Annotated in this window: 1 protein-coding gene; it reads right to left on the bottom strand. The window is 58.6% G+C overall.

Annotated features, from left to right (window positions below):
• Nucleotides 1-108: 108 nt before the first annotated feature.
• Complete coding sequence (locus CF70_RS16900) at nt 109-1,410, bottom strand: IS701 family transposase (protein WP_035866970.1); 1,302 nt, start codon at nt 1,408-1,410, stop codon at nt 109-111.
• Between the last annotated feature and the right edge of the window lie 64 nt (nt 1,411-1,474).

The raw sequence follows: 1,474 nt of genomic DNA, 5'->3' as shown, positions 1-1,474 counted from the left end.
TCTTACTGTGTCACAAATTCGGTTGGTCAGCCTGACGCGCAACAGGGGCAAAGCCCAAGGCTGCGCATCAGGTGGAAGCTAAGTTGATGACGCAGCGTGGCGATTGAATCAGTTACGTGTCGCTGCGCGCGCAGGGCTGCCACGGGGGATGTAATCTGCGGGAAGCGCAGGTATTTGGCGTTCGAGGAAGTTTTTTTTACTCCCTTCGGGCTTGTCTGCAGTGAGTCGTTCGGCCATCAGAAAGCCATAGGCCGCGATACTCAGCGTCGCATGGTGGTGGAATCCGCGCCAGCCCCGACCTTCGTAGTGGCCAAGACCGAGTTCTTGTTTCAAGTCTTGGTAATCGCGCTCAATGCGCCAACGCATTTTGGTCACAAACACCAGTTCCTCTATCAGCGCATCGACTGGTGCTGTAGACAAGAAGTATTTGGTTGGTTCAGCTTCGCCATGCGGCCACTCAACCAGCAACCATTCTTCGTCACGCACGGTGCTGCGCCAATAGTCCCGATGTGCCGGGCGAACTCGCACGGCCGCAAATCGCGATGAAAGGGCCGTATTGGTGCCTTCCCGCCAAGTCACCACCTGGTAAGCACTCGCGGGTAATGCCATTGCCAGCGTCTTCGCCGAAACCGGTTCATGGCCCCGTGCGCGACGCAGCAACTTCGGCGGCCTACCCGGGCCGCTCGCTGGTTTGGCCGGTAGTGGCGAGACGCCAGGCGGCCAGACTGTCGTCACGGAGCGAATCCCGACGGCATAAAGCAGCCCCAACTCGGTCAGGCTTTCGCGAAACCCGGTTTCATCGCCATACGCAGCGTCGGCCAGCACGACTCCGGCAGGCACGCCGGCGGTAATTGCCTCCCGAACCTGCGCCAGGGCAATCTCCGGCTTGGTAGCGAACGTGACATCGGCAGGCACGCCGGCCTTCTGGCGGCGAGTCTCGTCGGCAGCCCACTCCTTCGGGAGATAGAGCTGATAGGCAATGGGGAGGCTGCCCTGCTCTGTAGCCAGCGACAAGCTGACTGCTACCTGGCAATTATCCTGTTTGCCAAGCTGGCCGCAGTATTGGCGCGCCACACCCACTGAATGCTTGCCTTTCTTCGGGAAGCCCGTGTCGTCAATGATCCAATAGCGACCGGTTTGCGCTTGCAGCAAAGGCTGCACCCATTCCCGGACTTGCCTCAGTAAGACCCCGTCCGACCAATCAGATTTGGACACGAAGTGATGCAACGATTGATGCCGGGCGCTGGCACGCAGCGGATCAACCCGTGCTGCCATCGGCTCCACACTCTTTCGTGAAAGCGGAAGCATCAGGCCAGTGCAATAGCTTTCGAGCCCGGCCCGGCGATCTGCATGCCCCAATCCTTGCGCCAAGTAGTTCATGTACTGCGCGAATCTGTCGTCTGTGCTCATGCACTCTCCACCGCGAATGAAGACGTACATATAATGCACTATATTTTATGACACAGTAAGACTA

This window comes from Cupriavidus sp. SK-3 (assembly GCF_000611145.1).
Taxonomy (GTDB): domain Bacteria; phylum Pseudomonadota; class Gammaproteobacteria; order Burkholderiales; family Burkholderiaceae; genus Cupriavidus.
This window is presented reverse-complemented; position numbering and strand designations above follow the sequence as displayed.